The sequence below is a fragment of the Pseudomonas sp. ML2-2023-3 genome, from assembly GCF_037055275.1.
Classification (GTDB): domain Bacteria; phylum Pseudomonadota; class Gammaproteobacteria; order Pseudomonadales; family Pseudomonadaceae; genus Aquipseudomonas.
Genome location: NZ_CP146343.1, coordinates 3,864,344 through 3,889,818, shown reverse-complemented (window position 1 = coordinate 3,889,818; position 25,475 = coordinate 3,864,344). Strand labels below are relative to the sequence as shown.

21 protein-coding genes and 1 tRNA gene are annotated in these 25,475 nt (G+C 58.3%); 11 read left to right on the top strand and 11 right to left on the bottom strand.

Features of this window, described 5'->3' with window-relative positions; genetic code table 11:
• Positions 1–312: 312 nt before the first annotated feature.
• Both V6P94_RS17805 and V6P94_RS17800 read left to right on the top strand, forming a co-directional pair.
• Positions 313–1,509, top strand: a complete 1,197-nt coding sequence (locus V6P94_RS17805; protein ID WP_019828454.1) for an amino acid aminotransferase — start codon at positions 313–315, stop codon at positions 1,507–1,509.
• Between the two features lie 65 nt (positions 1,510–1,574).
• Positions 1,575–1,650: transfer RNA gene (locus tag V6P94_RS17800), tRNA-Asn, on the top strand.
• 100 nt (positions 1,651–1,750) lie between these two features.
• Here V6P94_RS17800 and V6P94_RS17795 read toward each other — a convergent pair.
• From V6P94_RS17795 to V6P94_RS17780, 4 genes are all read right to left on the bottom strand, one after another.
• Entirely contained in the window at positions 1,751–1,990 is a 240-nt protein-coding gene (locus V6P94_RS17795; protein ID WP_326397748.1) for a ribbon-helix-helix protein, CopG family, read from the bottom strand.
• Positions 1,991–2,084: 94 nt separating this feature from the next.
• Positions 2,085–4,298: a DEAD/DEAH box helicase gene (locus tag V6P94_RS17790; RefSeq protein WP_338649457.1), complete on the bottom strand. Its 2,214-nt coding sequence runs from the start codon at positions 4,296–4,298 to the stop codon at positions 2,085–2,087.
• 43 nt (positions 4,299–4,341) lie between these two features.
• Positions 4,342–5,637, bottom strand: coding sequence for an ATP-binding protein (locus tag V6P94_RS17785; protein ID WP_326397749.1), 1,296 nt, complete (start codon positions 5,635–5,637; stop codon positions 4,342–4,344).
• Positions 5,634–7,733 carry a TerB N-terminal domain-containing protein gene (locus V6P94_RS17780; RefSeq protein WP_405046755.1) on the bottom strand — a complete coding sequence of 700 codons (2,100 nt, stop codon included), beginning with the start codon at positions 7,731–7,733 and terminating at the stop codon, positions 5,634–5,636. Before V6P94_RS17780 ends, V6P94_RS17785 begins: the two co-directional genes overlap by 4 nt.
• Before the next feature lie 426 nt (positions 7,734–8,159).
• Here V6P94_RS17780 and V6P94_RS17775 point away from each other — a divergent pair, with 426 nt between their 5' ends.
• The 7 genes from V6P94_RS17775 (at position 8,160) to V6P94_RS17745 (ending at position 18,108) form a co-directional block, all read left to right on the top strand.
• On the top strand, positions 8,160–8,870 hold the full coding sequence (locus V6P94_RS17775) for an HpcH/HpaI aldolase/citrate lyase family protein (RefSeq protein WP_072022814.1): 711 nt from the start codon (positions 8,160–8,162) through the stop codon (positions 8,868–8,870).
• Between the two features lie 17 nt (positions 8,871–8,887).
• A complete protein-coding gene (locus V6P94_RS17770; RefSeq protein ID WP_326397751.1) occupies positions 8,888–10,975 on the top strand; it encodes a TonB-dependent siderophore receptor in 2,088 nt (695 codons plus the stop codon).
• Between the two features lie 75 nt (positions 10,976–11,050).
• A complete protein-coding gene (locus tag V6P94_RS17765; RefSeq protein ID WP_326397752.1) occupies positions 11,051–12,250 on the top strand; it encodes a siderophore biosynthesis protein PvsA in 1,200 nt (399 codons plus the stop codon).
• The gene (locus V6P94_RS17760; RefSeq protein WP_338647955.1) at positions 12,247–14,028 is read left to right on the top strand and encodes an IucA/IucC family protein; all 1,782 of its coding nucleotides are present in this window, start codon (positions 12,247–12,249) and stop codon (positions 14,026–14,028) included. Before V6P94_RS17765 ends, V6P94_RS17760 begins: the two co-directional genes overlap by 4 nt.
• The gene (locus V6P94_RS17755; RefSeq protein ID WP_326397754.1) at positions 14,013–15,155 is read left to right on the top strand and encodes an MFS transporter; all 1,143 of its coding nucleotides are present in this window, start codon (positions 14,013–14,015) and stop codon (positions 15,153–15,155) included. The genes V6P94_RS17760 and V6P94_RS17755 overlap by 16 nt, the downstream gene beginning before the upstream one ends.
• Complete coding sequence (locus tag V6P94_RS17750) at positions 15,152–16,927, top strand: IucA/IucC family protein (protein ID WP_326397755.1); 1,776 nt, start codon at positions 15,152–15,154, stop codon at positions 16,925–16,927. The genes V6P94_RS17755 and V6P94_RS17750 overlap by 4 nt, the downstream gene beginning before the upstream one ends.
• Positions 16,924–18,108 (top strand): type III PLP-dependent enzyme, encoded by a 1,185-nt coding sequence (locus V6P94_RS17745; RefSeq protein WP_326397756.1) that lies wholly within the window; start codon positions 16,924–16,926, stop codon positions 18,106–18,108. The genes V6P94_RS17750 and V6P94_RS17745 overlap by 4 nt, the downstream gene beginning before the upstream one ends.
• Before the next feature lie 55 nt (positions 18,109–18,163).
• Here V6P94_RS17745 and V6P94_RS17740 read toward each other — a convergent pair whose 3' ends face one another.
• From V6P94_RS17740 to V6P94_RS17725, 4 genes are all read right to left on the bottom strand, one after another.
• Complete coding sequence (locus V6P94_RS17740; RefSeq protein WP_046808637.1) at positions 18,164–19,594, bottom strand: MFS transporter; 1,431 nt, start codon at positions 19,592–19,594, stop codon at positions 18,164–18,166.
• Positions 19,595–19,654: 60 nt separating this feature from the next.
• Positions 19,655–20,470, bottom strand: a complete 816-nt coding sequence (gene aroE / locus V6P94_RS17735; RefSeq protein WP_338647950.1) for a shikimate dehydrogenase — start codon at positions 20,468–20,470, stop codon at positions 19,655–19,657.
• 248 nt (positions 20,471–20,718) lie between these two features.
• Positions 20,719–21,606: a dihydrodipicolinate synthase family protein gene (locus V6P94_RS17730; protein ID WP_326397758.1), complete on the bottom strand. Its 888-nt coding sequence runs from the start codon at positions 21,604–21,606 to the stop codon at positions 20,719–20,721.
• 25 nt (positions 21,607–21,631) lie between these two features.
• Positions 21,632–22,414 (bottom strand): aldolase, encoded by a 783-nt coding sequence (locus V6P94_RS17725; protein ID WP_019828438.1) that lies wholly within the window; start codon positions 22,412–22,414, stop codon positions 21,632–21,634.
• Between the two features lie 158 nt (positions 22,415–22,572).
• Here V6P94_RS17725 and V6P94_RS17720 point away from each other — a divergent pair, with 158 nt between their 5' ends.
• Positions 22,573–23,115 carry a helix-turn-helix domain-containing protein gene (locus V6P94_RS17720; RefSeq protein WP_019828436.1) on the top strand — a complete coding sequence of 181 codons (543 nt, stop codon included), beginning with the start codon at positions 22,573–22,575 and terminating at the stop codon, positions 23,113–23,115.
• 46 nt (positions 23,116–23,161) lie between these two features.
• On the opposite strand, the gene V6P94_RS17715 is transcribed toward V6P94_RS17720, so the two are convergent.
• Positions 23,162–23,632, bottom strand: coding sequence for a hypothetical protein (locus tag V6P94_RS17715; protein WP_037032692.1), 471 nt, complete (start codon positions 23,630–23,632; stop codon positions 23,162–23,164).
• A gap of 160 nt (positions 23,633–23,792) precedes the next feature.
• Between V6P94_RS17715 and yghX the strand changes: the two genes are divergently transcribed.
• The gene (gene yghX, locus V6P94_RS17710; RefSeq protein ID WP_338647946.1) at positions 23,793–24,677 is read left to right on the top strand and encodes a YghX family hydrolase; all 885 of its coding nucleotides are present in this window, start codon (positions 23,793–23,795) and stop codon (positions 24,675–24,677) included.
• 4 nt (positions 24,678–24,681) lie between these two features.
• Here the strand turns inward: yghX and V6P94_RS17705 are convergent, their stop codons facing one another.
• Both V6P94_RS17705 and V6P94_RS17700 read right to left on the bottom strand, forming a co-directional pair.
• The gene (locus V6P94_RS17705) at positions 24,682–24,864 is read right to left on the bottom strand and encodes a DUF1289 domain-containing protein (protein ID WP_046808641.1); all 183 of its coding nucleotides are present in this window, start codon (positions 24,862–24,864) and stop codon (positions 24,682–24,684) included.
• Positions 24,865–25,236, bottom strand: a complete 372-nt coding sequence (locus V6P94_RS17700; protein WP_019828432.1) for a hypothetical protein — start codon at positions 25,234–25,236, stop codon at positions 24,865–24,867.
• Between the last annotated feature and the right edge of the window lie 239 nt (positions 25,237–25,475).

Below are 25,475 nucleotides of genomic sequence, written 5' to 3'. Positions count from 1 at the left end.
GGTTTGCTTCTATAAAGGCGTTGACCCTTATAAGTGCATGCGACTCAAGCCGCAGGAAAAAAACAGGATACGGGTAAATATGGAGGTCATGTCTGACTGTTTCAAGGCGCTGCTCTGACACGGTGATCTTGGCAAAGATTGCAATTCGACCAGTGGCCTGAAAATAAACTCAAATACTTAGCCAAAACCGGTAATAGCCTGTTGCCCGAATCGTGATCGGCCTTATACTTGCTCCCCGTTTGTGCACCGCTCTAGTGCAATCGGCTGGAGCGTTGTCACCCCCTCCATTCTCCATTCAGAGCCGCCGTAATAATGAGCCTGTTCTCCGCTGTCGAAATGGCACCACGCGATCCTATCCTGGGCCTCAACGAAGCATTTAACGCCGATACCCGTACCAGCAAAGTGAATCTGGGGGTCGGTGTTTACTGCAACGAAGAGGGACGAATTCCGCTCTTGCGTGCCGTTGTCGAAGCCGAAACGATTCGGGTTGCTCAGCATGCGTCGCGCGGCTACTTGCCGATCGATGGTATTGCTGCCTACGACCAAGCTGTTCAGAAACTGCTGTTCGGTGCTGACTCACCCCTGTTGGCTGCTGGTCGAGTAATCACCACTCAAGCCGTGGGCGGTACTGGCGCGCTGAAAATCGGTGCTGACTTCCTCAAGCAACTGCAGCCAAATGCTGTTGTTGCCATCAGCGATCCAAGCTGGGAAAACCACCGTGCTCTGTTCGAAACCGCGGGTTTCCCGGTTCAGAACTACCGCTACTACGACGCTGCCAGCCATGACGTCAACCGTGCCGGCATGCTCGAAGACCTCAATGCCTTGCCAGCCGGCTCCATCGTTGTGCTGCACGCGTGCTGCCACAACCCGACCGGTGTCGACCTGACCCCGGCTGACTGGCAGAACGTGCTGGACGTGGTCAAGGCCAAAGGCCTGATTCCGTTCCTGGACATGGCCTACCAGGGCTTTGGCGACGGTATCGACGAAGACGCCGCGGCAGTGCGCCTGTTTGCTGAGTCGGGGCTGAGCTTCTTTGTTTCCAGCTCGTTCTCCAAGTCGTTCTCGCTGTACGGCGAGCGTGTAGGGGCACTGTCAATCATCACCGAGTCTGCGGATGAGAGCGCTCGCGTTCTGTCCCAGGTCAAGCGTGTGATCCGCACCAACTACTCCAACCCGCCGACCCACGGTGCAACCATCGCCGCCGCTGTGCTCAACAGCCCTGAGCTGCGTGCCATGTGGGAAGAAGAACTGGCTGAAATGCGACTGCGCATTCGCGGTATGCGCCTGCAAATGGTAGAGCTGCTGTCGAAAAAGGCTCCGGGGCATGATTTCAGCTTTGTTGCGCGTCAGCGCGGCATGTTCTCGTACTCCGGCCTGACCGTTGAGCAAGTGACGCGCCTGCGTACCGAGTTCGGCATCTACGCCCTGGACACTGGCCGAATCTGCGTGGCTTCTTTGAATCAGCGCAACATTGAAGCGGTAACCGACGCTATTGTTCAGGTCATCTGAATAATGCACTGAGAAGTCATCGAAAGTGTTGACTTCTCTTTTTATATCAGTAAGATAGACGCCATTCCGCGATAGCTCAGTTGGTAGAGCAAATGACTGTTAATCATTGGGTCCCTGGTTCGAGTCCAGGTCGTGGAGCCAGATAGTAAAAAAGCCGCTAGCGATAGCGGCTTTTTTTTGCCTGAAATTTGGCGTGCGGGGGGCCTGGTCATCCAGATGTTTAAGTGTCGTGCGCAGGCACTCAACCTTCATGGACGGACCATTTGTTCAGCGTGACGGTGACTTCCTCCTCGGCAGCAAAGTCCCCCGCATCTGCTTCTTCCAGCGCCTGCTGGATCTCGGCTAGTTGCCACGCCTCACGTGCCAGATAATCCCGTAGCGCATCGATGGCCAGAAACGATTTACTGCGGCCCGTGGCTTTTGCCAAATTGGCGAGGGTGTCGGCCATTTCGTCATGCAGGCGTATAGACATAACGGGCATGGAAGCCTCGGCGTAGTGATGTGTAATACAGCACACTACATCGACCTACATCCACATCATTAACCGGTCATCGGGCCTTGCTAATGCCTTGGGTTCAACTCTTTGCAGCCTGATACTGGTCAGCTTTAGCTTCGGATGTTCCTGACCATTGAGTCTGCGCCTTCGCAAAACCTATAGCCGCCTCAATATCCAGGGAGGTAGAAGCGAAGGACTTCATAAGCAGCGACTCAGGTAACGCCCAGTCCCATTTTTCCCGGCGCATGTTCTCAACATCTGCCAGCAGGGTTTTTAGATCGCTTGGGTCCAGCGCCGCCACCTGTTCAAGTGCTTGCATCATCTCGTTGGTGTCGGCTTCAGCTGAAATCAGCAATCCCTCCGTCCCGCAACTCAGCCCTACGTGATTAAGCAACAAACACAGGGCGTCATTGGCGTAGTCACCCAGCCAGCTAACGATCTGGCAATTGCTGCCTTTTTTTATGATGTGCTGTTCCGCCAGACCAAGAGCAGCAAACGTCTGTCGCGCTTCGTCCAGCAATACCTGGGCTGTGCGGTCAATGAAAGGGCAGGGTGTGTTTTCAGTAAGCAGTGCTCGCATCTCCTGCCTGACCCGGTCGTGAATCAAGGCGCCCAGTCCCTCAAAATGAGGAGGAGCACCGCCACGAGAGGGGGACACAACAATCACTTTGGCCTCCAGATCAACGTCCTGAACTTGCCAGCGGCGGCCGCCAAATATGATTCGCTGATCCTTCGTCAGGGGGCGGCTGACCGGAACGCAGCCCAAAGGTTTGCCTGCGCAGACCAGTCGAAACTCCTCATCACTGGTGAAGGCACTGTAAAACTCGTAATGGTTGATCAAGCGCTCGCCAAGGTTGCCTGGCAGCAACAGGCCCGAACTTTCTTGTGTGATGAGCTCTTTTGCACCGAGGTTTTTGAGCAGTTCAACAAAGTCTGCTTTTTCGGTTCGGGTAAACGCACCGTCCGTAACCAGGCGCCGCCATAACTCGTGCGCAGTAGCACCCCCGCATTCGGCAATGATGGAAAGGCACTGCTGAACGAGTGTGGAGGCATGCACACCTTGAGTACGTGGCGGCTCAAACCATGACTGGGTGAGCAGACGAATCATGGAGATGGTCTGTACCAACCCTTGGCGCAACTGGTCCGAAAGGGTGGAGTTGGTTGTTAGCATCGGCTCTTTGCAGTAAGCACGCAAAATGGCGGGTTCACCGGGGCGCCTGCCGGAGCGCCCCAGGCGTTGACGAAGGCTCGCGACCGAGGGCGGGGAGCCGATCTGTACGACATTTTTGATCGAACCAATGTCGATACCCAGCTCCAGGGTTGATGTGCAGATGCCTGTGGCGGGATATTCCCCGGACTTCAAGGCATGCTCGGTTTGCTCGCGCAGATCCTTGGACAGACTGCCGTGGTGGGGCCAGAACTCATTGGGCACGGCATCCCGTTCACAGCATCGACGAAGCCGGTCCGCGTAAACCTCAACCTGGCCGCGGCTGTTGGGGAAGACCAGGTTATTGCTACCTCTGAGTACCTTGTACAGATGCTCGGCGATAGCAAAATCAGGTGTGCTCTGATCTTCAGGTTCTTCATCGGAGTCTGTTTCAGGTTCATCCCCGGTTTCGAGCAGTTTGCACATCGGGGACAGGATGTAGCCTCTTACCTGGATCTGAAGTTTCTGGCCCGCATTCCTGGACTCAATGATCTTGACGCCCTCTGCGCGACGAGGGCAAAGAAACTCACTGGCCATCTTCATATCACCCAGCGTTGCCGAGAGCCCGACCCTGGGCAAGGTTCGACCGACCACCAATTCGACGCGGTGCATCAGCGATTGCAGTTGTTTGCCGCGCTCACTGCCAATAAAGGCATGCAATTCATCAACGACGATGTAGCGCAGGTTTTTGAACACTGCGCCAAGGTTGGAACCTCGATTTACAAAAAGCGCTTCCAGGGATTCCGGTGTGATGAGTAGCACACCTTCAGGTGATTTCAGGAAGCGGTGTTTCTTGCTGGCTGAAATATCCCCGTGCCAGGCAACTACCGGGATTTCCAACTGCTCGCACAGGCGACCCAAGCGATCCCATTGATCGTTAATCAGCGCTTTGAGAGGGCTGATATACAGCACCGAGCCTGGTACATCGGGGTGATTGAGTAGGTGGGTCAGAATCGGCAGGAAAGCCGCCTCGGTTTTACCCGCTGCGGTGGCTGCAGCAATAATCACATCCTGATTGGCGTCGACCAAAGCGGGAACAGCCTGCTCCTGGGCATCCCTGAGAGATGTCCAGCCTTCATCCCAGATCCAGCGTTGAATCCGGGTGTCGAGAAGGCTGAAAGAGCAGGAGTCAGAGTTCGAAGGTGGCAAGTTCATCGTCCTGCTCCACGGTCAGGTCGGATGCGCCACCGTTGTCCCTTGCCACTTCAACGCTACCAATCAATTCGCGCCAGTCCGTACCCGGGTTCTGCTCAAGGATAGCCAGCAGGTTGATAAAGGCTGTGATCGTTGTGCGGGGTGTACGGAAATAGGCTTCCCCAAGACGTTGATGACAGTGCGCCATAAATTGCGGCAAGGCTTCGTCGGGCAGCAAGTACTTCTGGGGATCCCCAGAGGCATACACGTGTCGCAGTTTTTGCAGCAATACGTAAAAGTCTTCAGGTGTCAGGCTGGTCAGGCGCAGAACCGGCCCGGACAAATCCACCAGGCCACTTTTGGCAAACGCGTTTTCCGCCAACCGGGATTGAAGGGCAGGGTAGCTGAACAAACCGCGGCGAGTATCCATCAGGAACTCAGGCGTACCCCCCAGGACAAACCCCAATCCTTGTGTGGATCCCTGCAAGGAGTCGTTGAGAATGCGCAGGATCTGCTCATAGTTGGCGTTTCGGGCCTGGGTGTTGGCCAGCTTGTACAGGTTCACCAGCTCATCAAGGCAAACCATCAATCCGGCATAGCCGGCCAAACGCACGAATCGGGATAACAGTTTGAGCTGATCGTAGATCGAAGCGTCGTCAACAATTGTCCGTACCCCGAGGGCCGCTCGTGCATCGGTTTTTGTCGAAAACTCCCCCCTCAACCAGCGAATGGCATCCGCCTTGAGCTGCTCATTGCCCTCATCAAAGCCACGGCAGTAGGCCGCAATCACGTGTGCAAAGTCATACCCGTTGACCATTTCAGTCAGTTCATTGAGGCGTGCCTGGATGACGTTTTCGGTACTAACGCCCGATACCTTGGCTTCTGCTTTTGCCTGGGATATGAACTTTTCGACGATACCCTGCAGCGCGCCACCGTCCGGTTTTGCGCGAGTGGACATGTTTTTCGCCAGTTCAGCATAGAGCGACCGGGCCTGCCCGCCGCTGGCGTGCAAACGTCGGTCCGGGTTCAAGTCTGCGTGCAGGGTGACCAGCTTGCGCTCCATGGCAATTGCACGAACCAGATTCAGAAAGAAGGTCTTGCCTGCGCCGTATTCGCCGATCACTACCCGAAATGACGAGCCACCGTCCGCCAAACTATCCACGTCCTTGAGCAGAGCATCCAGCTCACCGACACGTCCAACCTGGATCAGGTGTTGACCCACGCGCGGTACAACGCCAGCACGCAGTGATTGAATAAGCGCATCGCGATCTTTTGTTCGAATAGTGCTCATAGGGTCAATTTTTCCAGAATGTCCGGGTTGATTTCGACGGGCTCTTCACCTTCGGTAATGGGCATGTCGAAGTGTTCATAAGCCAGTTCGTTGATATGTTCCAGAGCTCCGTCGAGCATCAATTCCATATCGCTGGCGCTGTCTTCCAGCTCTGAGCGGCTCCACTGGGGGCGGGAGAGCAGCAGCCTCAGGAATGCAAGATGGTCACCTTCAAGCCCCGGGATGATGACGGCGGCATCATCTTGCGTTTCGCTCACCTGGGGGGCTGGCTCAGGCTCAGGCTCGATGACCGGTTCTTCGGTAAACACTTTAGCCAGTAATGCCGAGACCGCCTCGGTTTCCCGCTGCAGCAGGGCGATGCGATCCAGATTGAGCACCACACCACCTAATTCAGGCATGAGTTGCGGTTCATGGGTGGTCAGCGGTACGCCGAAGTGTTCCGAGAACGCCCGTGACGCAGTAGCAACATGCAAGTTGCCGTAAAGGGACTGAGGATCCAGCTGAAGGACTTTGTAGACCCGTTCCAGTAGTTTCACCTCTTGAGCACTGACACAACCATCTGCCTGGGCAAGGCTCGCAAGGAAGTGGGCGATTGCCTGCTTCTCTGTGATTGCCAAGGGTTCTAGTCTGCTTTTGAGGCTTACAAGCGTGGGGGGTTGTTGCAGTTGAATACCCAGGTGAGCTTTCAAACGCTTGCGCTGAGCAATGCTCAGATGCTGCCAGGCATCGATCTGGTTCAACAGCAGTGATACTTCTTCTGCCGATATTTTTCCGTCGGCAACCGTTACGGCGCTAGCCAGGTCCAGCGTCAGACACGCCGCGTTATAAGCCGGTGTTGCCCGAAGTGCACCATCGTCAGGCAGTGTGACAAACAGGGCAATGCAGTCATCAGGCTTGGGTGTCCTGCTGCCCGCCAGCACGTCGGGTTCCATGCCTATTTGCAAGGATTCCAAAGCCCGGGCCATGGCCAGCAGCAGCGGGCGGGACAAAACACCGGCACTGTTGAAGCGTTTGCCCAGATCTGCAAACGTCATGACTTCCAGGTCATCTTCTATACGGGCTTTCAAGCGCTCCAGCTCATCGCGCAGGGTTGATGGCCATAGTGAGATGGGCAGTTGAAGTAAACCTTCAAGCTTCTGCGCGTTTTCAGGGTAGCGGCCAATAAAACGGCTATACCCGTCCAGATCACTGGAGCAGCGGTCGAGCAAGAACTGAAGCTTTTTGCGATTCAGCGAGCTGGCTGTCACATCGGGAATCTCTCCCAAATCCATCACTGGGGCGCCAACCGCTCTCGAAGCGGTGCGGTAACCGTGCTTGAGCTTCGTTTTGTTATGGCTCAGCACAATGCCATCGGGATAGACCCGCTCAAACTCATCAATAAACAGAGTGGCCAGCAAGTCCGGGCAACGAGTTGCAGGGGTGCGTCGTGTAATGTCCGGGTCTGAGAGGGCCCAGGCCAAAGCCCATTGCCCGTTAACCGGATACTGATTGATAGCCATTTGCCCGAGGCCGACTCTCAGCCCCATTGGCATACTGGATCGCGCTGCAGAGGTGACTGGCGGAGAGTGTAAATACAGTTTTTCGTCTACTTGCGAATGGCCCAGATAATCCAGAAAACTTTCTGCATAGCCTCGCAACGAGCTGTTTGAGCCATAGATACCGAGCAGATGTTCGACTGCCTCAATAATATCCGGCAGGTCGTCAATAGCTTCTTGATCATCGCCTGTGTCTATCAGGGCGCGTCGCTCCAGCCCGTAGAAAAAGATGAACACGTACCCGATATCAGCCCGAGGATCGCAACGGCCCTCTGCCAGCCATTGCACATACCCGCGTCGAGCTTGTGCAGATATGGTTTTGTAGTCTGGCCAATAGGTCATCAATGATGAAGATGAGTCAACGTTTTCAGGCCAAAGCTTGAGCCAGGTATTGATAAGCGATGGCTCACACAAGGCGGATTGGGGATCTACGCACAGCGTTGTGTAAATTAACCCACCCGGGATCAGGAAGTTGCCGACCGAAAGGGGTTGGCCTTTCTTTAACCAGCGCGCTGCGACAGCGCCTTCAGCAGACGCCGACGAGACCGAAGCCCCACTCACGCTTTGAGTGGGGGGAGCGGGGATTCTGTATGCCCTTGCAGGGCGAGTGCCAAGATTGATGGTGAAGAAGTCTGAGCTGGAAGTGCTTGCCATAGGGAGATTCTCAGATTCCAGAGCGCAATTGAGCCTTGCAGCTTGAATGATGGCTTATCGGCAGTATCGCTATTTATGTGCAAATGACCAAGTACTCCACAGCTCAGCGTCTGAAGTTCAAGAAAGCACTGGCGTTTAGCCAGCCATTTACGGGCAGCAACGTTTTTTTATGCACTCCATCACGAATATCGCTATTCGATAATAAAAATCGTTTACTCCTATCTGAGAATGATTATTATTGGCTTCAGTGTTTCCTCGCTCAAAGGACCTGTGTCAGTGATCAGAACCTCTCCGGTATTTTCCCTGCTACAAAACGGGAAAAGCGTTTACGGCATGCTCAATTCCCTGCCTTCACCCATGCTCTGTGAAATGCTCGCGTTTGCCGGGTATGACTTTGTAATCCTCGATCTTGAGCACTTGCTGCGCTCCGAAGAAGACCTCATGCATTGCATTCGGGCCTGTGAGGCTGCCGGCATTTCTCCCTGGCTGCGCCTGCCCCACGTTGACGAAAAGCTGATCGGCAGGGCACTGGATGCCGGTATCGAAGGCATTGTCCTGTCACGTACCGAAAGTGCCGCGCAGGTTCAGCGCGCCATCGAAGCCACCCGTTTCCCGCCCTTGGGGAACCGCGGAATAACAGGGGGGCGCATCACCGGATTCGGTCGTGTGCCATTACCCGAATACATCGAGCTGGCCAACCGTCAGACACCGATTGTTCCCATGATTGAAAGCCGCGCAGGGGTCGACGCTCTGGGCGAAATCCTGCTACTGCCGGGAGTCGGCATGATCATGGAGGGCGCCCTGGATCTGGCCCTTGATCTCGATCTGGGGCCTGACCCGCTCAGCCCTCACGTCTGGCAAATGCTGCAAGGCATGGCCGACGCCTGCCTCGCCGCTGAAGTACCTTTTTGCGCCAACCCCCGCACCGCTGAACAGAACGCGTTTTGGCGAGCTCGGGGTGTGCGCAGTTTTCTGGCCGGTGAAGACCGTGGCTTGCTGCATAACGCATTGAAAGCCCGCCTGCATTCTCTCCAACAGCAATAACGAGTCGACGTAGATAAATGAAAACAACAACATACCTACACTTTTCACTCAGTCTCATCACACTGGGCATTTGCCATGCCGCCCTGGCTGCTGAGCAACCCCCCGTCAGCAGTCTGGAACTGGCACCCATGACGATTCAGGGGGACGTTCTCGGCGCAGCCAGCGATCAGGACGTGCGTACTTACGCCGGTAGTCGTAGTGTCGTCGATTCCAGCGACCTGAAAAAAGCCAGCGTCCGCGGTCTGGACGACGCTTTGCAGCGGGTCCCCGGGATCAAGATTTTTGATGAAACCGGCACCGGCGCCTTGCCGCAGATTTCTGTTCGCGGTCTCTATGAGAGCCGCAGCGGCCGGATCCAGGCCTTGTCCGATGGCATCCCTCTGGCATTGGCACCTTACGGCCAGACGGGCCTGTCGCTGTTTCCAATGACCATGGCCACGGTCGATCGTATTGATATCGTGCGCGGGGGCGCAGCGGTGCAATACGGCCCGAACAACGTAGGCGGGGTCATCAACTTCATCAGCAAGCCGATTCCGCGTGAGTGGGAGACCACTTTGCAGGAGAGGACTACATTCAACCCTGGCGGGCGCCAGTTGTGGGACACCTATCTGGGCACCGGTGGTTACCTGACCGACAACTTCGGCTTGCAACTGGATATCAACACTCTGAGCGGTGAATACGGTCGCGAGCACTCCGACACCGATGTTCAGAACTACCGCCTGCGGGGTCAGTGGAACATCGACGACGATCGTGATCTGGGCTTCGGTGTGCAGCACTACAAGGCCGACATGGACTTGGCCGGCGCGCTCAGCGTGAAGGACTACAAGGATGATCCGCGCCAGTCTACGCGCCCACTGGACCGCTTCGAGGGCGACACCAATCGCGTCTGGGGCACCTACACCCAGCGCCTGGGCGCCATGGGGCCTTTCGACTCGGTGGAGTTCAGCTGGACCAACTTCGCCCACAACAGTTACCGCAACTTCGTGGTCGGCTTGCCGTTCACACCGGACGGAACGGCAGTCACCAAACAGGACGGCCCTCGTGATTTCAAAGTATGGGGGACGGAGCCGCGCATCAGTGCCACGGTCGATGGCGACAACGTTGGCCAGACCTGGCTGCTCGGTGCCCGCTATGTCAGCGAAGACATCGATTACAAGGTCAATCGCCAGAGCCTCGCGACCGGCGTGACGGCGCCGTTCCGCGACTGGAAGTTCGATGACAACGCCCGTGCCTTCTACATCAGCAACGCAATCAGTCTGCTCGATCACCGCCTGACCATCACGCCGGGCGTGCGCTATGAAAACGCCCGCATGAATTACAGCGACGGCATCACCGGGTTCGAGCGCGAAAACAAATCCGAGGAATGGCTGCCGGGCCTGACTGTGGGTTATCAGGCGAACGATGCCTGGTATGTCTACGCCAACGCCCAGAAGTCCCTGCGTCCGCCCCAAGTTACGCAGATCGTCAAGGAGGGTGCTGTGGGGGCCGAGCTGGCGTGGAACTACGAGACCGGTGTGCGCTACACCCCGTGGGACGGCATGCGCGTCGACTTCAATCTGTACCGCATCGACTTCGACGACCAGATTTCATATAACGCCACGACCGACCGCTTCGACAACCTTGGCAGCACGCGTCACCAGGGTTTCGAGACCGATATCTTCTGGACGCCGCAAGCCATGCGTGATCTGGACCTGCATGCCGGTTATGCCTACCTCGATGCCAAACAACGCAATGGCACATACACAGACAACGAGGTGCCGTACTCCTCGCGCAACCAGTTCATGGTTGACGCCCGTTACCGTTTTGCCGAGCACTGGACCTACAACCTTGACGGCCTGTACATCAGCAAGGCCTACACCGATGCCGCGAATACCCGCGATGAAAATGCCTCGGCCAGTGTGGGTGAGCTGCCTGCGTACTGGGTCTGGAACACGGCCGTGGAACGTGAGTTCCCGCTGGCAGACAAGAGCGTCCTGACCGCATCGGCGGGCATCAGCAACCTGTTCAACCGCGAATACTATTTCCGCGGTATCGACACCGCCCCTTGGGGTCGTCAAGCCGCGCCCGAGCGTTCGCTCACCCTAGGCGTCAACTACCGCTTCTAACCCGCGCACACGCGCCTACGTGAACCAGTTGCCCGATCCTCAGGGACGGGCAACTGCTGCCCCCAGGAAACTGCCATGCAACGTCCATTTGTCATCCTTGCACACGTCGCACATCCAGCCATTCTCGAGGGCTTCTTGCCTGCAGCGCACGCGCGCGGGCTGCCGGTTGTGGTGATTACTGATCACGCCCAGGAGCACCGGCGTCTGCTCGCCACCTCGCACATTTCGCCTGACCAGCTGCACGTTATCGAATGTGATGTGTTCAATCCGCTGGCAGTTATCGAGACGCTCAACGCCCAGGGCTTGCGCCCCGTGGCCGTGTTCTCCAACAGCGACCACCTGCAAACCGCCACGGCGATGGTGGCCGATACATTCGAGTGTCCAGGCAAGGACTGGCGACTGTGTTACGCGGCGAAGAACAAGGCGGCCATGCGCGAGCGCATGCAACGACTGGGTTTGCCTGGGCCGTGGTTTCAGGTACTCACATCGAAGAGCCCATTGCCGGCCGATGCGCCATGGCCGGTGGTGGCCAAGCCTCGTGAAGGCGTTGCCAGCCTGGACGTCAGGCTATGTCACAACGCGGACGACCTGGGCACTTACTGCGAGCAGTTCTGGCAGCAGCAACCTGATCGGGCACTGTTGCTCGAAGCTTATATGGAAGGCCCGTTGTTCACCCTCGAAACCCTGGGGGACGGACGGACCCTGCAAGCCATTGGCGGCTTCGACGTGACCCTGTCTGCGCCGCCGCATTTTGTGGAACTCGCCGCACGCTGGAACGGCCACCTCAGTTGCGCGCAGCGTTCTGCGGCGCTGGCACAAGTCGCTGCATTCGGGGTCAATTTCGGTGTGTGCCACAGCGAGTTCATTCTGACCGCCCAAGGCCCGGTACTGGTTGAAATCAACTATCGCAGTATCGGGGATGGCCGGGAGTTCCTGCTTGACCGCCTGCTGCCGCAAGGGTGGTTCGATCGTATTGTCGCGGTGCATTTGGGGCACGCCCTGAGCGCTGCGCAACCGGCGCAAGCCCAGGCCACCGTGCATTACCTGGTAGCCGACCGCAGCGGGCGCCTGGACCAGGCCAGCGCCAGTTTCAACGTCGAGCGAGAAGGGCACTGGTGCGATTATCGGGCGTTGCAGCATGCGGGGGATACGGTGACTATCAGCCACTCCAACAAAGACTATGTCGGTGTGCTGCGCCTGATCGCGCCGGATGATGTCAGCCTTGATGCGCAACTGAGTTCGACCCTGAACGACCTGAAATGGGTGGTGGCATGAGCCTGCAACCAGAGGTCGCCGATCAGGGCTTCATCACCCGGCGCATCATCGATTGTTGCCTGCGCGAAGACATTCGCGGGGTTGTCAGCCAGGGGCAGCTTGGCCCGCTGCCCGAAGCGTTGAGCCCCTATCTGGATCATCAGCCCGGCGCCCACTGGCTCCGTATCGCCCATTTGGGCGCCGACGAGCTATGGCTGCCCGTTGTCAGGGCCTATCCGTTGCAGGACTGGATCGGTACAGGCGACGCCTGGATCAAGGTTTCGTCGCAACAACCGGTCGAGGTCCAGCGCGGCTATTCGCAATGGCTGGGCCACTTGAGTCAGGGCCTGGATGAAGAAAGCCTGGCGCTGTTCGCGGCGTATCTGAAAGAAGCGGATTGCGCCACTGAACACCGGACCCTGTGCAATCAGGCCTATCACCACTGTGCCCCCGGTCTCGGTGATGTCATTGCGCTCAAGGACTGGTCACAGCGGTTGTTGAAAATAGACCAGTTGGCGAGCTATCTGGATCACCCGTTCTACCCCACGGCGCGGGCTAAAAGCGGTTTCGATGCGGCGGCGCTTAAAGGCTACGCCCCGGAGTTTGCACCGCGCTTTGAACTCAACTGGCTGGCGATTCCCAACCAGGCGCTGACCCTGACCAGCCTGCCGCCGCCGCATTGGCCGGACTTTGAAGAAGTCGGCCTGTCGCCGACCTTGCACAACAGCCATTCATTGTTGCCGGTTCATCCGCTGACCTGGAACGAACTTGAGCACTATGGCTTGCCCGAAGGCACACTCAGGGCTCCACGTACCGCCATGCAGGTCGAGCCCACGCTGTCCGTGCGAACGGTGGTGTGCATCGACCAACCGCAGTGGCACCTCAAACTGCCGTTGCTGGTCAGCACCCTCGGGGCGCGCAATTTACGCCTGATCAAACCGAGCACTCTGTATGACGGTCACTGGTTTCAAACCACCTTGATGGCTTTGGCCGAGCGCGATACGGCCCTGGCATCCCGGTATCTGCACGTCGATGAAAAACATGGCGGTCATGCGGACCAGAGTCGTCATCTGGCTTACATCGTGCGTCGTTATCCCTCAGGTCTTGAAAACACCACGCTGGTGCCCGTCGCAGCGCTGGCCAGCCCGCTTACCGATGGGCGGCTGTTCCTTGAGCAATTGGTCGAGCGCTTCTACGCAGGTTCATTGCAACACTGGCTCAACGACTATCTCGACCTGCTGCTGCAGGTGCATCTGCGGCTTTGGCTGCATTACGGCATCGCATTGGAGGCCAACCAGCAGAACGCCGTACTGATTTTCGAACCCGGGCAACCATTGCGACTGTTGATGAAGGACAACGACGCCGCTCGTTTGTGGCCTCAGCGCTTCGCTGCTGCCTGCCCGGATCTCGCCGATTTGCCGACAGCGCTGCAGGATGAGCGCATTCGTGTCGACAGCACCCAGCCCTTGGCCGAGATGTTCTGCACCATCACCTTGCAACTGAACATCGTGGCCATTGTTGAGGCCATTGCGGTCGCGGGGCTGTCCTCCCGATCCAGCCTGTACGGTTCGTTGCGTCAGCGCCTGATGCTTTGTCTGGAGCAGCTCGAAACAGACGGCATCAACTGTGACGACGCACGCCTGTGGCTTCTCGACAGCCCGAAACTGCCGGTCAAGTACCTGCTCAGTGCAGGCAGCCTGTTGAGCAAGGCGCATTCCGGTGCCAGTGATATCAACAAGTTCTACGGCTACAGCGCGACGAACTTCCTGCTGGAGGAGGGGGCATGCAACGCCGTCTGATCACCAGCGTCCTGCTGGGGCATTTCCTATCGGCTTTCACGGCGCTGGGGATTCCGCTGTACCTGCCGCGCATCCTGGCCGATCTGGCGCCCGGTACCCCTGGGTGGGCCATTGGTGTGCTGTTTGTATTGCCGACACTGTGCACCGCGCTGGCAGCGCCGATCTGGGGGCGCTGGGCCGATCGCAACGGCTGTCGCCTGTCATTGCTGCGCGCTCATGCCGGGCTCTTCGCGGGTTTTCTGCTGGCAGGCTTTAGCCCCAATCTGACGGTGTTCGTTCTGGCGTTAATCATCCAGGGCACTTTCGGTGGTGCGATGGCGGCGTCCAACGCCTATCTGTCGACCCAGTTCAAGGGCGGGGACCTGTCCCGAGCCCTGAACTGGACACAGTATTCGGCGCGGCTGGCGATGATCACTGGTCCGATCCTGCTGGGGCTGATGACTTCCAAAGGTCTGGGGTTAAGCCTGTACAGCTATCTGGCCTGGTTGCCGCTACTGGCCTTTGTGCTCGTCCTGGCGTTGCCCAACGACAAGCCCAGGCATGCTCTGGACAGCAAAAAAAACCAGGCATTGGGTGAGCTGCCGCCAGATATGGCGCGGCTGCTGGCGGTGCAGTTTTTATTCAGCTTCGCCATGGTCGTCACCTTTCCCTATTTCATGCCGTTCGGCGAGCAATTGGGAATCGGCAGCGACACCTTGATCGGCGTGCTCTACAGCCTGCCGCATCTGGTGTACCTGCTGGCCTTGCCTTGGGTGCACAAGCATCAGGGCAACCTGCTGTTGCCGGGGTTGGCGCTGCTGGCAATCAGTAACGCGCTGCAGTTCTGGAGTGTGCAGGCCGAGCCTTTATTCGCCCTGCGCCTGGTCAGCGGGGCGGGCATGTTGCTCAGTTTTGTCGGGTTGCACCGCTGCCTGAGCCAGCGCAGTCGCCAAGGCAGTGCAGGGCGCATGTTTGGCTGGTTCGATTCCAGCGGCAAATGGGCCGGTACCGCTGCCGGTGTCACCGCCGCCGTGGTCAGCCAGACCTGCGGCATTGCTTCTCCGTTTCTTGTTGCGTGCCTGGCAGCCATGGCGGCCATGGTAATCGCGCGCCCACTATTGATGACTTCCCGGGAGATTCCGGCATGACGTTCGCAAGACATACCCCTTCGCTGAACACTGTATCCCTGCAGGACCATGCCCTTGATGGCGAAGCACAGCGACATGCCATTGAGTGCCTGCTCAATTGCTATTTGCGTGAATATGCATTGCCCCGCAATGAGGCCAACCTGAACTATCAGGCTCAGGACTTGCCAATGAGCCTGCGCCAGGCCAACGGCCGTTGCATCAGCATTCGCCTGCCCGGCGGCCGGTTGGTGGTACGCATCGATCGCGCCAGCCTTCTGGGACGATGCCATTACCTCAGCGCACCTTATTTCAAGGGCAACCAACAGAGCTGGCGGCCGCTGGACGCCCATGAGCTGGCACGCCTGCTGTGTACGCCGCTCAGTGGCGCCGAGCGCGTCGGCGAGATGCTGCAGCAAGTCGCCAACAGCCTGCTGATCACCCGTACCTTTCTGCGCCACTCCCGTCCTGCCAATGAAGTTGCCGATAGCCTGCTGGCGTCCGAGCAACATCAGCTGTGGGGTCACGCCCTGCATCCGACTCCGAAGAGTCGAGAAGGTATTTCCCATAACGATTTGCTGGCCTGCTCGCCGGAAGTCGGGGCGCGCTTTCAATTGCACTGGTTCAAGGTCGACCCGGCGCTGATACGGCATCAGGGCGATGACCCGCGCAGCACCTTGCGCGACCTATCGGGGCGCGACGACGCTTACCCGTGCCACCCCTGGGAAGTCGCCCGTATACTGGCCGACCCGCTGGTGCAGCGCGCACAGCAGCAGGGCTTGATTACATACCTCGGTGCTTTGGGACAGTCCATGTACCCGACGTCGTCGGTGCGCACGCTTTACCATCCGCAGTTGCCCTATTTCATGAAGTTCTCGATGCACGTGCGCCTGACCAACTGCGTGCGTAAGAACGCCTGGTATGAGCTTGACAGTGCCGTCGCTCTGACCCGGCTGCTCGGCCCTGTCATGAACGAGCTGGCGATGCAGCAACCTGGTTTCAGGCTGATGCCCGAACCCAGTGCCACCAGCCTGGACCTCAGTGCTTTGGGCACCCTTGAACAGGCCCGGGAAGTCACTGAATGCTTCGGTATCGTGTACCGGGAAAACCTCTGCGCCGCAGACCGCGAGCGGTATCAGCCGCAAGTGGCAATGGCGCTGTTCACCTGGGATCAACAGGGTCGCAGCGTGTGCCGCGAACAGGTACAGCGCTATGCCGACCGCGCCGGTCTGGGCATTGAGCTCGCCACCCTGAACTGGCTGGATGCCTATGCTGCCCAGATGCTTGGCGGCGTACTGTATTGCCTGTTCCGTGAGGGCGTAGCGCTGGAGCCGCACTTGCAGAATACGGTCATCGGTTTCGCCGAGGATGGGCTGCCAAGCCAGGTGTGGATTCGAGACCTTGAAGGCACCAAGCTGGTCCCTGAAATCTGGCCCGCTGAACGCCTCAGCGCACTGGATGAGCGCACCCGCAGCTCGGTGTACTACAGCGCACAAAAAGCCTGGCAGCGGGTGGGCTACTGCGCCCTGGTGAACAATCTGGGCGAGGCAGTGTTCCATCTGGCCAGCGGCAGCACTGCCCTGGAGCAACAACTGTGGGCACGTATCGGCGACCTGCTGCAGGTGCAATCAGAGCGGCTTGGCCACCCCGAGCCCCTGCGAGCGTTGTGCGCCGGTGCACCATTGCCGAGCAAAGAGAACTTCATGACACGCCTGATGATGCGCGCCGACCGTGAAGCCGGTTACACCCTGTTGCCCAGTCCGCTGGCTATCATTGAAAAGAGCCAATGCGCATGAGCCTTCCTGCATCCGTCACCCACTGCATCGAGCAGCTCAAGGCTGAGCACGACGGGCCATTATGTGCCTACGTTTACGACCTGCCTGCCCTTGAACGGCACGTAAAGGCAATGCGCCAGGTACTGCCCAAAAGCTGTGAACTGTTCTACGCCGCCAAGGCCAATCCGGAAGCCCGGGTGCTGAAATCCCTTGCCCCTTGGGTCGATGGCTTTGAAGCTGCTTCAGGCGGCGAACTGACGTGGCTGCATGACCAGTGCCCCGACCAGCCGCTGATTTTTGGCGGCCCCGGCAAGCTTGATCGCGAGCTGGATCTCGCCCTGCAGCACCGGATATCGGCGTTTCATGTGGAGAGCGTGACCGAATTGCGCAGCCTGGCACGCATCGCCCGTGAGCGTGGCGTGCAGGCACCGGTCATGCTGCGATTGAATCTGAAGCTGGCCCAGGCACCGCAAAGCCGATTGGTCATGGGAGGCAAACCCACGCCATTCGGTCTGGATGAAGAGGGGCTCGCCAGTGCCCTGCACCTACTGCGTGAAGAGCCGTCTCTGGAGCTAAAGGGGCTGCACTTCCATCTTCTGTCACACCAGCTGGATGTGGACGCGCACCTGGAGTTGATTCGCAGCTACTTCCTGACATTCCGCAAGCTGTGCGCCGACAACGGCCTGCAACTGCCGATCCTGAATGTCGGCGGAGGCATGGGCATCCACTATCAGGACCCGGCGCAGTCGTTCGACTGGCCACGGTTCTGTCAGGGCCTGCAGGGTTTGATCGATGAGTACGACATGGGCGCCACCTGCATTCGTTTCGAGATTGGCCGATTTATCAGTGCTGCCTGTGGCTACTACGTCATGCAGGTACTGGACATAAAAAGCAGTCATGGCGAGTTTTTTGCCATTGGCCGCGGCGGTACGCATCACTTCCGCACGCCTGCTGCTCAAGGCCATGACCATCCGTTCACGGTAGTACGAGGCACTCAGCCAGCTCAGATCAGTGATCAGGAGGTCACGCTGGTGGGGCAGTTATGTACGCCAAAGGATGTGCTGGCCAGACGGCAACCCGTGGCGCAACTGGCGATGGGTGATTTGCTGGTGTTCACCCTGGCGGGGGCTTATGCCTGGAACATCTCGCATCAGAACTTCCTGATGCACGAGCCGCCACTGAAGGTGTTTATCGAGGGTTGAGGCTGAGCAGTACCGCTGCGGGAGCGAGCAGGCTCGCTCCCGCAGCGGGTGATCATCACGGCACGACTGGCTGCGGTGTTATGTTCGAGACGTTGTGGGCGGGCATCATCTCCCAGGCATCACGGGGTTCGTCCAGATCGCGGTTGAGTGTTTCCGGAGTTTTGAAGGTGGTGTAAAGGGTGATCAGCGTCAGTAGCGACAGGTAGCAGGCAATCGGCAGCCAGGCGCCAATGCCCGCGCTGGCGTCGCCATCGTGGCTGGCCACGACCAGGGCGATAAGGCCTGCGCCGATCAAGGGCGCAATGCCACCCGCGATCACGGCCGAGGCTTCCCTGGCGATGGAAACGCCCATGTAACGGTGACGCGAACCAAACAGCTCGGGCATAAGCGCCGCTTGCGTACCGAACATCCCCCAGGTACCGATGCCCAGCGCGATGGAGATGGCAATGATGCTCGCCACCACATTGCCCTGACTCAGTACCCACCACACCGGAAAAGCCAATACCAGTTGCAGCATGGCAAAAGCCCGGTAGACCACCACACGACCAAAGCGGTCGCTGAGTTTGCCGGCAATCGGTACGGTCAGCGCGCCGAGACTGGCAGCGCAGATCAATGTCAGCACACCCACCGGGCCTTGCAGGCCAACTACGCCAACGATGTAGCTCACGGCCAGGGCTTGATAAATCGAAGAACCGCCGTTTTCTCCCAGGCGCAGGCCGATGCCGAGCAGCAGGGTGGGCTTGGAGTGCTTCATGGCACTTTTAAGCGGGTTGTCGCAGACGCGCTTGAGTGCCTTGAGGCGGATAAATGTCGGCGATTCCTTGAGCGACAAACGCATGTACAGGCCCAGGGCAACGATCACCACGCTGCTGAAAAACGGTATGCGCCAAAGCCCGCTCTCCAGCACGTTGTCACTGCTGCTGATGACCAAAAAGTACACCAGCGCCGCAAGGATGGTGCCCAGCTGGATCCCAAGGAATGGCAAGGCGGCATAGAAACCGCGTCTGCCTTCGGGGGCGTACTCGGTCATCATGACGGCTGCGCCTGCCTGCTCGGCACCTGCGCCCAGGCCTTGGAGCAGACGCAGAACCACCAGCAGGACCGGTGCCAGATAACCGACCTGTTCAAAAGTGGGCAGGGCGCCAATCAGGGTGCTGGAAACACCCATCAGCAGCACGGTGGATGTCAGCACGAATTTGCGCCCTACGCGGTCTCCGATCATGCCGAACAGCACGCCGCCGAGGGGGCGAATGGCAAAACCCAGGAAGTAAGTACCGAAGCTGGCGATGAGGCTCATGGTACGGGTCTGTTCAGGAAAGAACAGCGGCCCGAAAATCAGTGCGGCAGCCAACGTATAGAGGGCAAAGTCGTAATATTCCAGAGCACTGCCCAAGGAGCAGGCCCAGGCAGCGCGGTGCAAGTCTTTCTTGTGTTCTTGCGGTTCGGGGACCAGGTCAATGTCAGATGGAGAATGATCATGAGTCATGTTGGTACCTTCTGGTAGGTGCCTTTACGGCATCTTGTTATCGATAGGCAGCAGGGTTACTTACAATTTCAGTCTCTGTATTTCGTGGAGCATGGCCTGCTCCATGACGTCGATGGGTGCATCGTGTTCGGTGTACAACTCGATTTGTCGACATGCCTGGTGCACCAGCATGCGTGTGCCGCTAACCGTGCGGCAGCCCAGCGCTGCCGCTTGCAGCAGCAGGGCGGTCTGCATGGGCATGAACGCCACGTCCATGACAATCAGGTGGCTGGCCAGCAGGCCGTCCAGCGGGTTGCTGTCCGGCTGCTTGAACCCCACGGACGTCGCGTTGATGACGATGTCGAAATCCTGGGCTGCAAATGCATCGACGCTGCCGCCCCATCGAGCCCCCAAATCCTCGGTCAATGCCTTGCCGCGCTCGCGGCTGCGGTTAAACACCGTGACCCGGGCCGCCGCTTGCAGGCAGCCGTAAACCACGGCCCGGGCAGCGCCACCGGCACCGATCACGGCAATGCGCCTGTTGTTCAGTTCGCTGACTTCCTGCAGGGCACGCACTGCGCCCAGATAGTCGGTGTTGTAGCCAGTAAGCACGCCGTCGATGTTATTGATGGTGTTGACTGCGCCAATCACGTGGGCGGACTCGTCAATCACATCCAGATGAGCCATCACGGCGGTTTTGTAAGGCATGGACACGTTCATGCCGCGTATACCCAAGGCCCGGATGGCCGCGACGGCGGCCACCGGGTCTTCTACGCCAAAGCACACAAAGGTGTAGTCCAGACCGAGCGCGGCATAGGCCGCATTGTGAATTTTTGCGGAGAGGGAAAACGGCGACCCCATGATCGAACCGCACAGGGTTGGCAGGGATTGGGGCATGGGTGCCTCCTTGAATTGGATTTATGAGTGGGGCAATGCCGCCACTTTCAACCCCTGCCGGCCTTGAGTGCCAATCGTATATGGTGATGCCGTGATCACGAATCGTGATCACCAAAAGAGCGGTGCCGCTGGTGTTGGATGTTGTGTGCCATCAACCCTGCAAGTGCTGGAAGAGATTTCGTAGCCGCCGCCTCGCGGAGCGAGGCTGCGAACGGACACTACATAAACTCAGAAAAATACCGGACTCATTAGCTCAAGGCGGCGATCAGACGTTCAAGCTGTTTGCAGGCGCCATCGTCCAGTGGCGAAACCGGCAAGCGCGGGTTGCCGACTTCCAGTCCGGTGTTGCGCAAGCCGGCCTTGATGGTTGCTGGTAAGCCGCCCTTGAGGATGAAATCCAGCAGGGGTAACTGGCGGTAAAACAACGCCCGTGCCCGCTCCAGATCATTGGTCAGAATGGCCGCGTACAACTCAAGGTTAAGGGGCGCTATCAAGTTGGGGGCTGCGGTGCACCAGCCCTTTGCGCCTGCGGCAAAGGCTTCCAGTGCCAGAGGATTGCAGCCGTTGTAAAACGGCACCTGCCCCTCGCCCAGCACGTGCAGGCGGTGCATGCGCTGGATGTCCCCCGTGCTCTCCTTGACCATGGTGACGTTCTCAACGGCGTTGAAGATCCGCAGGATCAGCTCGGGCGACATGTCCGTGCCGCTGGTGGCCGGGTTGTTATAGAGCATGATCGGCACCTGGATACTGCTGCCGATGGCCTGGTAGTGGGCAAGAATTTCCGCTTCGCTGAGTCTCCAGTAAGACGCAGGCAGCACCATGACCACATCGGCACCCTGGGCCTGGGCAAAGCGCGCACGGCGTACGGCTTTGGCGGTGGTCAAATCTGAAACGCTGACGACGGTCGGGACTCGTTTGGCCACGTGCTGGATGCTGAATTCGCACACCCGGTCCCATTCAAGGTCACTCAGGTAGGCGCCTTCGCCCGTGCTGCCCAATGGCGCGATGGCATGTACGCCGCTGTCGACGAGGCGGTCTATGGATTGCCCCAGAGCATCCAGGTCCAAGTGTTCGCCGTCAGCGGAAAATGGGGTGATGGTGTAGCCGATGATGCCGTGGATATCAGGGGTCGACATGTCGATGTCCTTGAGAAGAGGGGGGTCAGTTCAGGCAATCGGCATGACGACGAAGGTTTTGCCGGACGTAATAGTTGAAGGCGGCAGTGTGGCGTTTGGGCCTGGCAATCCAGTCGTGGGCTTCGCGGCCCAGTTCAGGCTGGATCGGCTTGATTTCACCTGCGGCCATGGCCAGCAATTGCAGTTTGGCGGCCCGCTCGATCAACTGCGCAATCACGCACGCTTCTTCAATGCTGGCGCCGGTCGACAATTGGCCGTGATGGGAAAGCAGCACCGCCCGTTTTTTGCCCAGCGCACCGGCAATCAGTTCGCCTTCTTCATTGCCCACCGGAACACCCGGCCAGCCTTCGAGAAACGCGCAATCGTCATACAGGGGGCACAGATCCATGTGCGAAATCTGCAGTGGAACCTCCAGCATCGACAACGCACTGACATGGGTGGGATGGGTGTGAATGATGCAGTTTACGTCCGGACGGGCGCGGTACACCCAACTGTGGAAACGGTTGGCCGGATTGGGCATGCCGTGGCCTTCGAGCACTTCCAGGTCCTCATTGACCAACAACAGGTTACCTGCGCTGATCTCATCGAAACCGAGCCCTAACTGCTGGGTGTAGTAAGTGCCGGGTTGCGGGCCACGAGCGGTAATTTGCCCGGCCAGGCCCGAGTCATGACCGTTCTCGAACAAAATACGGCAGGTCAGTGCCAGCTTTTGCCGGTCAGTCCACGTATTATCCGCCAGGGTTTGTTGCATCTGTTGCAGTGCCTGCTTGACCAATTGGTCTTTGGGGAGTGCTAGTGTCTTGCTCATAGAGGTGTCCTCTGATGCGTTCATTAAGCGTCGAGTTCGCTGTCACTCATCTCTGGGGAGGGCATGGGTGAATGCAAATGACACGAAAGATCCTATATGACACTTTGTGTCATTGGCAAGCATGAGTCGTTTCCTTTTTTGTGAGCTGACCGTTTTTTATGTCTATCCGATTGAAATTGCTAAGAAAAAAACTGGGGATGAGCCTGGAGTCCTTGGCTGAAAAATCCGGCATGACCAAGAGTTATCTGTCGAAAATCGAGCGCGGCCTTAATACGCCGTCGATTGCGGCAGCCTTGAAGCTGGCCAAAGCGCTGAATGTGAAGGTCGAAGAGTTGTTCAGCGAAGAAAACGTCCAGCTCGACAGCTACAGCCTGATACGCAGCGATGAGCGTCAGTCATTGGCAGCCAATGACCAGAGCCTGGGGTACGCCGTGCTGGCCCATCAGGTGGGGGAGCGCAGCATGCTGCCGTTCATGATTTATCCGCCGGCCGATTTCATTGACAAAGCCTTCAAGGAGCACATGGGCGAGGAGTTTCTGTTTGTCCACGAGGGGCAGGTCGAAGTGGACTTCATGAACGAGCGTGTGTTGCTCAATCGCGGGGATGCCTTGCATTTCAACGCGCAGAAACCGCACCGTATTCGTTCGGTGGGCGAGCAGCAGGCCCAACTGCTGGTGGTGGTGAACAGCGCTCAAGAGTGAGGCGGGAGGAGGGGGCTCGAAGCCGAGACGGCTGAGCCCCGAAACTTTATTGAACCGGGAGTTTTTCCAGCGCCCCACGCAACTCCTCAGCGGTCGCGAACTCTTGCTGGGAAACCAGCGTGCCATTGTCCAGTTGCAGCCACAGCACCTTCTCTTCGGCGCCCGGGTAGTTGGCGGCAATACTGCCATCGCGGTCCAGGACCACACGATAGCTGTAGTCACGCATGGCCGGGATGGCGATGAACTTGCCGATCAGCGAGGGCATGCGCTGTACATCGGCCAGGAACACCACGTTGCGCGCTTCCAGATAGCCCTTGGCCTCGTTTTCCAGTGCAGCCTTGACCAGTTTGGAACCGTCCATGTTGCGTGCTACCAGCAGAACCCGGGTTTGAGTGTCCAGGGTGTAGGGTTGGTCATGCTGGTCCTGCAGGGTCCAGGGCGTCAGGCGCTCGCCGATATTCGCCGCGAAGGCCTGCATGGACAGCGCGCTCAACAGCAGCACAAGTGCAATTCTCACCGTTTGATACCCCTTCAGGTTGTGTAGTCGAAGCGTTGGAGCCCGACATGCATCGGGCATGGCGCGTATGGTATCCCACAGGATCAGGTAAAAGTTCTGAGACGCATTTAGCTACAAATTGCTCTATGGTTAAACGCAACCGGCCATAGGAAGTGCACTGATGACTCGTCTTACCGCGAAAGACTTTGCCCCTGAGTTGCTTGAGCTCTATGACTACTACGCCCACGGCAAGATCAACCGTCGCGAGTTCCTGGATCGTGCCGCGTTGTTCACCCTGGGTGGTTCAGCGCTTAGCGTGCTGGCTGCGCTAAGCCCTGATTACGCGCTCGCCGAACAGGTCTCTTTTACCGACCCGGATATCGTGGCCGAGTACGTCATGTATCCATCTCCGAAGGGCAACGGCCAGGTTCGCGGCTATCTCGTGCGTCTTGCCAAGGCGCAGGGCAAGTTGCCAGCTGTGGTGGTGGTTCATGAAAATCGCGGGCTCAACCCCTATATCGAAGATGTCGCCAGGCGGCTGGCCAAAGCGGGGTATATCGCCCTCGCACCCGATGGCCTGACCTCAGTGGGCGGCTACCCGGGCAATGACGCGCAAGGGTTGGCATTGCAACAAACGGTCGATCCCACCAAGTTGATGAACGACTTTTTTGCCGCAGTGGAATGGCTGATGCAGCACGACGCGACGACCGGAAAAGTAGGGATTACCGGGTTCTGCTATGGCGGTGGGGTGGCCAACGCGGCTGCGGTGGCCTATCCGGAGCTGGGGGCGGCGGTATCGTTTTACGGGCGCCAGGCCGCTGCCGATGAGGTCAGCCGCATCCAGGCGCCACTCATGCTTCAGTACGCCGGGCTGGACACGCGAATCAACGAAGGGTGGCCGGTCTTCGAACAGGCGCTTAAGGCCAATGGCAAAAATTATGCAGGGCATGTCTACCCGGGGGTAAACCACGGCTTTCATAACGATTCAACGCCCCGCTACGATGAGGCCGCGGCGACATTGGCCTGGGGCAGGACGCTGGATTGGTTCGGCAAGTATCTGGCGTAAAGGCTTAGCTGTTCTTTTTGCGCAAGCTCTTGAGCCGGGCGCTGGCGCGTTGCACGGCGGCCATTTTTTCCGGACGCTTCATGCTCCGCCACTTGCGGATGTCTTCCTTGGTACGCCCGCAACTCACGCAGAGATCGCCACTCAACTGGCACACGGCTATGCACGGATTTTCAATGTCTTTAGCCAATCAGTTGCGCCCCGTCTGCTTTTGGGCCAGACGCTTTGGCCAGTTGCCGCCACAGCTGCGCTGGCATTCTTCTTCAGAATCGAAAAATACGTGGGCCGAGCCATTACGCACCTTCACCTGGGCATCAGCCAATGCCCGGGCCGTCAGTTCACCCATATAACTGGCCTCGCCATCGGCCAGGGCGAAGTCTTTACTGGCTTGTGTATCGAACACCCAGACCACCTTGAGGCTGGCCGGGAAGGCCTCGTAGTCGACCACATGAGTCAGCCAGACAAACCCCGGAATCTGTGATTTGGCTGTTTCACAGGCCTCGGTCAGGGTGGTGATCAGACGACGTTCGATCTGTGCCTGGGTGCGCTTGCTTAAAGACATGGGTGAATCCTGTTGATGGGCGGAGCAAAAGCGCGATTATACCTGACCTCGGGGCTCGGTCACTGCAGCGACTGCCGCTTCGCCCAAAGTGCCACCTGAGGTAGAATGACGCAGCAAGTCGGCTGGCCGCCCTGGATCGTCGTATCCACACACGTTCCCCGGAAGGAGCTGTGAGCAGGCCGGGCATCAAGGAGCCGCAAGTGCTGCACAAAAAATGTTACCCAAGCAGCTGAAGCCAA